This is a genomic window from Pseudomonas sp. P4_C1 (assembly GCF_056402155.1).
This window is the reverse complement of record NZ_JBFUHY010000011.1, coordinates 157483-167358: the sequence shown is the minus strand read 5'-3', so window position 1 is coordinate 167358 and position 9876 is coordinate 157483. Positions and strand designations below refer to the sequence as shown.

Below are 9876 nucleotides of genomic sequence, written 5' to 3'. Positions count from 1 at the left end.
GAGCCCGGCGCCACTGAGTACTTTTGCTTCGGCCATTTTTTGTCTCCAATATTCTTTTTGTCAGAGAAACCTGTAGGAGCGAGCCTGCTCGCGAAGGTGGATGTAACACCTCGGTGCATCATGGACACCACGTAATCGTTGACGTCCATCGCGAGCAGGCTCGCTCCTACATATAAAAGGTTCGATTACTTCTTAGCGGCGAACAACGCATCGAGCTTCTGCTCGAAGGTGTGGTAGTCGATGCGATCGTAAAGCTCCATGCGCGTCTGCATGGTGTCGATGACGTTTTGTTGCGTGCCATCGCGACGGATCGCGGTGTAGACGTTTTCTGCGGCCTTGTTCATGGCACGGAACGCCGACAGCGGGTACAGCACCAGCGATACGTCGGCAGCGGCCAGCTGTTCGGTGGTGTACAGCGGCGTCGCGCCGAATTCGGTGATGTTGGCCAGGATCGGCGCTTTCACACGGCTGGCGAACAGCTTGTACATGTCCAGCTCGGTGATAGCTTCCGGGAACACCATGTCCGCACCGGCCTCGATGCACGCGGCGGCGCGATCCAGGGCAGACTCCAGGCCTTCCACCGCCAGGGCGTCGGTACGGGCCATGATCACGAAGCTGTCATCGGTACGCGCATCGACGGCGGCCTTGATGCGGTCGACCATTTCCTGCTGGGTCACGATTTCCTTGTTAGGACGGTGACCGCAGCGCTTGGCGCCAACCTGGTCTTCGATGTGAATCGCCGCGGCGCCGAATTTGATCATCGACTTGACGGTGCGAGCGACGTTGAACGCCGAGGAACCGAAACCGGTATCCACGTCCACCAGCAACGGCAGGTCGCAAACATCGGTGATACGGCGCACGTCGGTCAGCACGTCATCCAGGCCGGTGATGCCCAGGTCAGGCACGCCGAGGGAGCCGGCAGCCACCCCGCCACCCGACAGGTAGATCGCCTTGAAACCGGCGCGCTTGGCCAGCAGCGCGTGGTTGGCATTGATCGCGCCGACCACTTGCAGTGGGTGTTCGCTGGCGACCGCATCGCGGAAACGCTGGCCTGGTGTGCTCTTGTTCAAACTCATGACTCACCTCGTTTGGCTGTCGGGTTGACGCCGTCCTGGTAATGACGGGCGATATTGCGTTTGGAGGCGCCGATGTGACGGCGCATCAACAACTCGGCCAGCTCACCGTCACGGTCGGCGATGGCATCGAGAATGCGGTGGTGCTCGGCGAACGCCTGGTGCGGACGATTGGGCGTGGTGGAAAACTGGATGCGGTACATGCGCACCAGTTGATAGAGCTCGCCGCAGAGCATTTGGGTCAGCGTGCGGTTGCCGCTGCCCTGGATGATTCGGTAATGGAAGTCGAAATCGCCTTCCTGCTGGTAGTAGCCTCTCCCGGCCTGAAACGCCTCATCGCGCTCGTGGGTTTCCAGGACCCGACGCAGCTCGTCGATTTCTTCGACGCTCATGCGCTCGGCGGCGAGGCGACAGGCCATGCCTTCCAGGGATTCGCGGATTTCGTAGAGTTCCAGCAGCTCAGCGTGATTGAGCGACACCACCCGCGCGCCGACATGCGGCACGCGAACCAGCAGGCGCTGGCCTTCCAGGCGGTGGATGGCCTCGCGCAACGGGCCACGGCTGATGCCGTAGGTGCGTGCCAGCTCCGGTTCGGAGATTTTGCTGCCCGGCGCAATCTCGCCTTTGACGATAGCCGCCTGAATGCGTCGGAAGACGTTCTCGGACAGGGTCTCCGTATCGTCTTGCGCTGAAACGGGGGGATCGAGTTGATCCAGCATATTGTCGACACCTTGTGAGCCAGTGCCGCAAAAACTAACGAATACAGGCGACACAGTCAAAGGTTAAATCGATATTGTCGACAATCTTCTGATAACCGGCTGCACCATAACGAAGCAACCCCTCTGTTTATAGCCACCGGCCAGCGCTGGCGCCATCAAACTACCGTGCTAGAATGCCGCCCGCATTTGTTTGTCACATCTGCACTGCCTGTCATAAAAACCTGACAGGCATACGAGGGAGCTTGCGCAGCGATGCCAGGGCCTTGAATCAAGTCGGACCGCTGCGCACCAGGATTTATGAGACTCAAGCCCTTCCCTGCCTTCCTTTATTTCCTTTGCATGCCCGGCTTCGCAATCGCCGGGGAAAAGACCGTGTATGGCCTCAATGAGTACGCATCGCTCAATGGCATCGATCTGGAAGTGGCGGCCAAACTCGACACCGGGGCAAAAACCGCGTCCCTGAGTGCACGGGATATCAAACGCTTCAAACGCAACGGCGAGTCGTGGGTGCGCTTTTATCTGGCCATCGACACCGCCCATTCGCACCCGATCGAACGCCCGCTGGCCCGTGTCAGCAAGATCAAGCGCCGGGCCGGCGACTACGACCCGGAGGAAGGCAAGAAGTACACTGCCCGCCCGGTGATCGAACTGGACATCTGCATGGGCTCGGCCCTGCGCAGCATCGAAGTGAACCTGACCGACCGCAGCGCTTTCCAATACCCGCTACTGATTGGCTCCGAAGCCCTCAAACGCTTCGATGCACTGGTCGACCCCAGCCTTAAATATGCTGCCGGCAAACCCGCCTGCACCACCGACGCTTATACCGCCGAGTAATTCAAATGCGCTCTCTTACCCTTCATCTGAAACTGCTGATCGCCATCCTGGTGGCGCTGGGCATTTCAGTTACGGCCTATCAGATCTTCGTACTGGGCATCCCGGTGACCGAAGACGCCACTGACGACCTGTGGAACATCGACGCCAAGGTCGAGTTCGTCGCCAGTGCCAAGGACCCGGTCAAGATCCAGATGTTCGTGCCGCCGCTGAGCCGCGACTTCGTCAGCCTCAACGAGAGCTTCATCTCCAATAACTACGGCGTGGCCGTGAACCGGGTCGACGGCAACCGCAAGGTCACCTGGTCGGCGCGCCGGGCCAAAGGCAATCAGACGCTGTATTACCGCCTGGTGCTGACCAAGCGTTATTCCGGTGAGAAAGCCAAGATCAAAGGCCCGACCTTTCGCGACAGCATGGCCATCGAAGGTCCGGAAAAAATCGCCGCCGAAGCTCTGCTCGCACCGATTCGCCAGCACTCGGCCGACGTCGAAACCTTCGTCGGCGAATCCATCAAGCGAGTCAACAACCTCAACGACGACAACGTGAAGCTGTTGCTGGCCGGTGATCCATCCACCGCACACAAGGCAAAAATCGTCGAGTTGCTACTGTCCATCGCCCACGTGCCGGTCGAGAAGGTCCACACCATCCGCCTGGTGGCCGACCAGCCGCAAATACCGGAACTGTGGCTGCGCAGTTTCAATGGCACCAACTGGCTGTACTTCAACCCGGAAACCGGTGAACAGGGCCTGCCGACCGACCGCCTGCTGTGGTGGACCGGCGACGAAAACCTGATCACCGTCGACGGCGGCAAGAAAGCCAACGTAACCTTCAGCCTGAACAACAGTGAAATGAACGCCATTCGCCTGGCCAAGCTGACCGACGAAAACACCGACGCCAACTTCCTCGAGTACTCGCTGTACGGCCTGCCGCTGCAAACCCAGCAGACCTTCATGATCATGGTGATGATCCCGATCGGCGTGTTGGTGATCTTGATCCTGCGCAACCTGATCGGCATCCAGACCCTCGGCACCTTCACCCCGGTACTGATCGCCCTGGCCTTCCGCGAAACCCAGCTCGGTTTCGGCATCATGCTGTTTACCATCATCACGGCACTGGGCCTGTCGCTGCGCTCCTACCTTGAACACCTGAAGCTGCAAATGTTGCCGAGGCTGTCGGTGGTGCTGACCTTTGTGGTGGTGTTGATCGCAGCCATCAGCCTGTTCAGCCATAAACTCGGCCTGGAGCGCGGCTTGTCGGTGGCGCTGTTCCCGATGGTGATCCTGACCATGACCATCGAACGCCTGTCGATCACCTGGGAAGAACGTGGCGGCGGCCATGCGATGAAAGTGGCCATTGGCACACTGTTCGCCGCGTCCCTGGCGCACCTGATCATGACCGTGCCGGAACTGGTGTACTTCGTGTTCACTTTCCCGGCGATCCTGCTGATCCTGGTGGGTTTCATGCTGGCCATGGGTCGTTATCGCGGTTATCGCCTGACTGAACTCGTGCGTTTCAAGGCTTTCCTGAAAAAGGCTGACGCCTGATGTTCGGCTTCTGGAAGACCTGGAAGGCCCTGGAAGCCCGAGGCATCATGGGAATCAATCGGCGTAACGCAGACTATGTGCTCAAGTACAACAAGCGCAGCCTGTACCCGATCGTCGATGACAAGATCATCACCAAGGAGCGCGCCATCGCCGCCGGCATCCATGTGCCCGAGCTGTATGGCGTGATCTCCACCGAGAAGGAAATCGACAATCTCGAAGAGATCATCGGCGCACGCAGCGACTTCGTGATCAAACCGGCCCAGGGCGCTGGCGGCGATGGCATCCTGGTCATCGCCGACCGTTTTGAAGGCCGATACCGCTCGGTGTCCGGCCGGATCATCAGCCATGAAGAAATCGAGCATCAGATTTCCAGCATCCTGACCGGCCTGTACTCCCTGGGCGGTCACCGCGACCGGGCGCTGATCGAGTACCGTGTGATTCCGGACCAGATCTTCAAGAGCATCAGTTACGAAGGCGTGCCGGACATTCGCATCATTGTTTTGATGGGCTACCCGGTGATGGCCATGCTGCGCTTGCCGACCCGCCAGTCCAACGGCAAGGCCAACCTGCACCAGGGCGCCATCGGCGTCGGTGTGGACCTGGCCACTGGCCTGACCCTGCGCGGCACCTGGCTGAACAACATCATCAACAAACACCCGGACACCACCAACGCAGTGGATGGCGTGCAACTGCCCTACTGGGACGGTTTCATGAAACTCGCCGCCGGCTGTTATGAGTTGTGCGGGTTGGGCTACATCGGTGTCGACATGGTCCTGGACCAGGACAAAGGCCCGCTGATTCTGGAGCTCAACGCCCGGCCGGGGTTGAATATCCAGATTGCCAATGACTGCGGGCTGACGTTGCGTACTCATGCGGTGGAAGCACGATTGGAAGACCTGAAGGCTCGTGGCGTGACCGAATCGGTCAAAGAGCGTGTAGCGTTTGTGCAGGAGATGTTTGGGCATATTCCTGCGGTCGAAGGCTGATCTTTTGTGGCGAGGGAGCTTGCTCCCTCGCCACAGAGTTTTGTTTCGGCCGTTATCAATATGCCTCTTTCCAACATCCCTCTAGGACCAAATCCTGCAGAGGTCTACAATCGCCACCCCGCCTCAATGGCTGATCTTCCCCACCCATGCTGACCTGTTCCGTACACCCGCTGCCCTATCGTGCCAACCCCGCCGAGTATTTCACGGCGATACGTCATGCCCCCGGCGCCGTGCTGCTCGACAGCGGTCGCCCCAGTGCTGACCGGGGTCGCTATGACCTGCTCAGCGCCTGGCCGCTGGAACAATTGACGGTATCGCCCGACGAAAGTGGCGAAGCTTTCCTGCAACGCCTGCGCGATAACCTGACACGCCTGGGCGAAGCCGCTCTGCCGACACCCTATGAGTTGCCGTTTGCCGGTGGATTGATCGGCTACCTGAGTTACGATTTCGGCCGACATCTGGAGCGCCTGCCGAGCCAGGCACAGGACGACCTGCAACTGCCTGACGCGCGTTTCGGCCTGTACGGCTGGGCATTGGTCAGCGATCACCGTTCACTGACCAGTCAATTGGTGTTCCACCCGACACTGCCAGAGAGCGAGCGTCAGCGCCTGATCGATCTGTTCAACCAACCGGCACCTGAAGCGGTCGCGCCCTTCAAACTGCTCACCCCGATGACTGCCGAGTTGAGCGCTGACCAGTATCAACAGGCAATCGGGCGCATCCAGCAATACATTCAGGCTGGCGACTGTTATCAGGTCAACTTCGCCCAGCGTTTTCGAGCGCCCTGCCAGGGTGATCCGTGGATCGCTTACTGTGCGCTGCGCGCAGCGTGCCCGACGCCTTTTTCCGGTTTTCAGAGCCTGCCTGACGGCGATGCCGTACTCAGCCTGTCGCCGGAACGCTTCGTCAAAGTCAGCCAGGGTCATGTGGAAACCCGTCCGATCAAGGGCACTCGCCCGCGGGGCCTGACGCCTGAGCAAGACGCCGCGAACGCCGCCGAATTGCTGGCCAGCCCCAAGGATCGCGCGGAAAACCTGATGATCGTTGACCTGCTGCGCAATGACCTCGGCCGGACCTGCCGCACCGGTTCAGTACGAGTGCCGGAGTTGTTCAGCCTGGAAAGCTATCCAAACGTGCATCACCTGGTGAGCAGCGTCACCGGTGAACTGGCGGATGGGCGCGATGCCCTGGACCTGATCGCCGGCAGCTTCCCCGGCGGCTCGATTACCGGCGCGCCAAAGATTCGCGCCATGCAGATCATCGATGAACTGGAACCGACCCGACGCGGACTGTATTGCGGTTCATTGGTCTACCTGGACGTGCGTGGCGAAATGGACAGTTCCATCGCCATCCGTAGCTTGCTGGTCAAGGACGGGCAGGTGTGTTGCTGGGGCGGCGGCGGGATTGTCGCGGACTCGGAGTGGCAGGCTGAGTATCAGGAATCGATCACCAAGGTGAAGGTGTTGCTCGAAACCTTGCAAAACCTCTGACACCCCTGCTCCTACAGGCAATGTGTTTACAAACTCAAGGTCCGGTTCGAAGCCTTGATGAACTCCTGCTTCAACGCTTCAAACGTATGCACCGCCGGGAACTGCGGGAACTGCGCAATCACGTTGTCCGGTGCATGGAACAGAATCCCGGCATCGGCCTCGCCCAGCATCGTAGTGTCGTTGTAGGAATCCCCCGCCGCGATCACCCGGTAGTAGAGGCTCTTGAAGGCCAGGACCGACTGACGCTTGGGATCTTTCTGACGCAACTGGTAGTCAGTGACGCGCCCGCTGTCGTCAGTAATCAGACGATGGCAGAGCAACGTCGGGAAGCCCAGCTGGCGCATCAGCGGCTGGGAGAACTCATAGAAGGTGTCCGACAGGATCACCACCTGGAAGCGCTCGCGCAGCCAGTCGACGAACTCGATGGCGCCATCCAGCGGCTTGAGCGTGGCGATCACTTCCTGAATGTCGGAAAGTTTCAGGCCGTGCTCGTCGAGAATCCGCAGGCGCTGCTTCATCAGCACGTCGTAGTCGGGAATGTCCCGGGTGGTGGCCCTGAGGGATTCGATCCCGGTTTTTTCGGCGAAGGCGATCCAGATTTCCGGAACCAGCACACCTTCAAGATCCAGACAGGCAATTTCCACAAGACACTCCCATTTGTATTGATTATTGAGTCGAGCGAGCAAAAGACTGCCGAACTCTAGCGACTCGGGCCTGCCTGCGCAACGCAGAGGATGCCCCGATCGGCGCAGCTTTTTGTTACCATCGGCCTTATATAGAGCGCCCAGCGCCACCGACCTGTAGGAAGCCGCCCTGATGAGCCCAACGTTCGACGTCGTGGAACTCGCCACGACCTATGCCAACAAATCCGCCCAGGACATCCTGAAACTCGCGTTTGCCGAGTTCGGTGATGACTTGTGGATATCTTTCAGCGGCGCCGAGGACGTGGTGCTGGTGGACATGGCCTGGAAGCTGAACAAGAACGTCAAGGTGTTCAGTCTCGACACCGGCCGCCTGCACCCGGAGACCTACCGTTTCATCGATCAGGTACGCGAGCACTACAAGATCGACATCGAACTGGTGTCGCCGGACTACACGAAACTCGAACCCTTCGTGAAGGAAAAGGGCCTGTTCAGCTTCTACAAGGACGGCCATGGCGAATGCTGCGGCATCCGCAAGATCGAACCCCTGCGCCGCAAGCTGTCCGGCGTGAAAGCCTGGGCCACCGGCCAGCGCCGCGACCAGAGCCCGGGGACCCGCAGCGCCGTCGCGGTGATGGAAATCGACACCGCGTTCTCCACCCCGGAACGCACCCTGTACAAGTTCAACCCGCTGGCGCAAATGACCAGCGAAGAGATCTGGGGTTACATCCGCATGCTGGAGCTGCCGTACAACAGTCTGCACGAGCGCGGCTTCATCAGTATCGGCTGCGAACCCTGCACCCGCCCGGTACTGCCGAACCAGCATGAGCGCGAAGGCCGTTGGTGGTGGGAAGAAGCGACGCAGAAGGAATGCGGGCTGCATGTGGGGAATATCATCAGCAAGTCGAAAGCCTGATCCCAAGCCTTGTGAAATCCCCCCCCTGTGGGAGCGAGCTTGCTCGCGATGACGGTCTGATATTCAACATTGATGTCGGCAGGTGTACCGCTATCGCGAGCAAGCTCGCTCCCACATTGGTTATGTGTCTGCTCACAAAAAATGTGTACACACGAATGTCACCATCGGTGCCATTTGTGTGTGCACTTTTAGTTTCAGCGCCCCAAAAAGTTACATCTCCTTTCCCACCACCTCGCCTGCATCCCCCTCTCCAAAAATAAATACCTGTTCAATCGGTCAATTTAAATGTTGTGTTTTTCAGTGAGTTATTCGTTTTCGATAACAAAACGAAATGAGCACTGATTTTTATAGAATCGCGACAGGCATGGATCTGGCTTAAGTGCATACATATTTTGTATACAACAAATCCAAAACATACACACACTTTAGATCCGCAAGCCTGAAGCGCCCTATCCCGTACAGGCTGCAGATGCCCAGTAACCAATGATATTCGCCACCCGCGACGAAGATTTGTCGAGCCAACGCTCATGCACAGTCATCGCGGCGTCGAGCATCAGGAGCCTGCCGGAATGCGTACCAGTCTCTCCAATAACAACATCGCGCTGGATCTACCCTCCTCCCATTCCACCCACACCGCCGACAATCAGGCGCATCACACCCCTGTGGTGCTCAGTCCCCGACTGCATAACAAGGACCTGGCGCCGACCAAAGCCGAAGGGAGACGCTGGGGGCGCTACAGCATCTTTGCCCTGTGGACCAACGACGTGCACAACATTGCCAACTACTCGTTTGCCATCGGTCTGTACGCTTTGGGTCTGGGTGGCTGGCAGATTCTCCTGTCCCTGGGGATCGGCGCGGCGCTGGTTTACTTCTTCATGAACCTGTCTGGCTACATGGGCCAGAAAACCGGGGTGCCGTTTCCGGTCATCAGCCGGATCAGTTTCGGCATTCACGGTGCGCAGATTCCTGCATTGATCCGCGCCGTTATCGCCATCGCCTGGTTCGGTATTCAGACGTACCTTGCGTCCGTGGTCTTCCGCGTGTTGTTGACGGCGGTCCATCCCGGGTTCGCTGACTACGACCACAACTCGATCCTCGGCCTGTCGACTCTGGGCTGGGTGTGTTTCGTCGCGATCTGGTTCGTGCAACTGGCGATCCTCGCCTATGGCATGGAGATGGTGCGGCGCTACGAGGCATTTGCCGGCCCGGTGATTCTGCTGACCGTCGCCGCCCTCGCCACTTGGATGTACACCCAGGCCGATGCGACCATCGCCGTGCTGATCCTGCCGTGGAACCTCTACAACAGTCCGCTGGTGATCGTGTACTTCCTGTCCGGCCTCGGTGCCCTGCTCGGCCTGTTGTACGGCGTGATCATGGTCGACTACTGGCTGGTGCGAAAAGGCCAGGTCAACGTACCGCAGTTGTACAGCGAAGACCCGAATGGCGCTTATTACTACAGCCGCGGGGTCAATTTACGCGCGGTGGCGGCGTTCATTCCCGCCGCCCTGATCGCCATCGTCCTGGCCCAGGTGCCGGGGTTCCACAGCGTTTCGCCGTTCTCCTGGCTGATTGGTGCCGGCATCGCCGGGATGCTCTACCTGATCATCGCCAAGCGCCAACCGCACTACGCCGATGTCAGCGGTGAAGCCATCGCCGTCGATAACGTCAGCCACTGA

General features: G+C 59.1%; 9 protein-coding genes. 6 read left to right on the top strand and 3 right to left on the bottom strand.

The window, feature by feature from the left end:
• Nucleotides 1-185: 185 nt before the first annotated feature.
• Together prpB and AC1DU9_RS10510 are read right to left on the bottom strand one after the other, a co-directional pair.
• Nucleotides 186-1076 carry a methylisocitrate lyase gene (gene prpB / locus AC1DU9_RS10515; protein WP_223462940.1) on the bottom strand — a complete coding sequence of 297 codons (891 nt, stop codon included), beginning with the start codon at nucleotides 1074-1076 and terminating at the stop codon, nucleotides 186-188.
• Complete coding sequence (locus AC1DU9_RS10510) at nucleotides 1073-1792, bottom strand: GntR family transcriptional regulator (RefSeq protein ID WP_411740714.1); 720 nt, start codon at nucleotides 1790-1792, stop codon at nucleotides 1073-1075. Before AC1DU9_RS10510 ends, prpB begins: the two co-directional genes overlap by 4 nt.
• Before the next feature lie 297 nt (nucleotides 1793-2089).
• On the opposite strand from AC1DU9_RS10510, the gene rloA reads away from it, so the two are divergent.
• From rloA to pabB, 4 genes are all read left to right on the top strand, one after another.
• On the top strand, nucleotides 2090-2626 hold the full coding sequence (rloA, locus tag AC1DU9_RS10505) for a retropepsin-like aspartic peptidase RloA (protein ID WP_223462941.1): 537 nt from the start codon (nucleotides 2090-2092) through the stop codon (nucleotides 2624-2626).
• Nucleotides 2627-2631: 5 nt separating this feature from the next.
• Complete coding sequence (gene rloB / locus AC1DU9_RS10500; RefSeq protein ID WP_223462942.1) at nucleotides 2632-4167, top strand: osmotic stress tolerance membrane protein RloB; 1536 nt, start codon at nucleotides 2632-2634, stop codon at nucleotides 4165-4167.
• The gene (locus AC1DU9_RS10495; RefSeq protein ID WP_223462943.1) at nucleotides 4167-5153 is read left to right on the top strand and encodes an alpha-L-glutamate ligase-like protein; all 987 of its coding nucleotides are present in this window, start codon (nucleotides 4167-4169) and stop codon (nucleotides 5151-5153) included. Before rloB ends, AC1DU9_RS10495 begins: the two co-directional genes overlap by 1 nt.
• Nucleotides 5154-5299: 146 nt before the next feature.
• Nucleotides 5300-6643, top strand: a complete 1344-nt coding sequence (gene pabB / locus AC1DU9_RS10490; RefSeq protein ID WP_477810103.1) for an aminodeoxychorismate synthase component I — start codon at nucleotides 5300-5302, stop codon at nucleotides 6641-6643.
• A 26-nt stretch (nucleotides 6644-6669) separates the two neighbouring features.
• On the opposite strand, the gene thrH is transcribed toward pabB, so the two are convergent.
• Complete coding sequence (gene thrH, locus AC1DU9_RS10485; protein WP_150724641.1) at nucleotides 6670-7287, bottom strand: bifunctional phosphoserine phosphatase/homoserine phosphotransferase ThrH; 618 nt, start codon at nucleotides 7285-7287, stop codon at nucleotides 6670-6672.
• A gap of 172 nt (nucleotides 7288-7459) precedes the next feature.
• On the opposite strand from thrH, the gene AC1DU9_RS10480 reads away from it, so the two are divergent.
• Together AC1DU9_RS10480 and AC1DU9_RS10475 are read left to right on the top strand one after the other, a co-directional pair.
• Nucleotides 7460-8200 carry a phosphoadenylyl-sulfate reductase gene (locus AC1DU9_RS10480; RefSeq protein WP_223462946.1) on the top strand — a complete coding sequence of 247 codons (741 nt, stop codon included), beginning with the start codon at nucleotides 7460-7462 and terminating at the stop codon, nucleotides 8198-8200.
• A 569-nt stretch (nucleotides 8201-8769) separates the two neighbouring features.
• Nucleotides 8770-9876, top strand: a complete 1107-nt coding sequence (locus AC1DU9_RS10475; RefSeq protein ID WP_477810102.1) for a cytosine permease — start codon at nucleotides 8770-8772, stop codon at nucleotides 9874-9876.